At 68.6% G+C, this 299-nt stretch carries 1 pseudogene; it reads right to left on the reverse strand.

Going from position 1 to position 299, the window contains the following annotated elements:
- Nucleotides 1–21: 21 nt before the first annotated feature.
- Nucleotides 22–299 (reverse strand): annotated as a pseudogene (locus BTA51_RS29225) (ABC transporter permease); the annotation flags it as partial.

The raw sequence follows: 299 nt of genomic DNA on the forward strand, positions 1-299 counted from the left end.
CGCGCGCGCCGTCCGCCCCGGTCAGCCGTCGCGCCGGCTCTTCCAGCGAAACGTCAGCAGACACAGCAGCAATCCTCCGATGCACCACGCGCCCAGCACCAGGGCGATCCGGCCGAACTCCCAGTCGCCCGCCTGCTCCAGCACGGCGGCCGACTCGGGCAGGAAGACCCCGCGAAAGCCCTGGCACATCCACTTCAGCGGGAACAGGGCGCCGATGTTCAGCATCCAGTCCGGGAGTTGGCTCGCCGGAATGTAGACGCCGGAGACGAACTGGAGCACCAGGAACGGCAGGATGACCA

Source organism: Hahella sp. CCB-MM4 (assembly GCF_002260525.1).
GTDB lineage: Bacteria > Pseudomonadota > Gammaproteobacteria > Pseudomonadales > Oleiphilaceae > Hahella.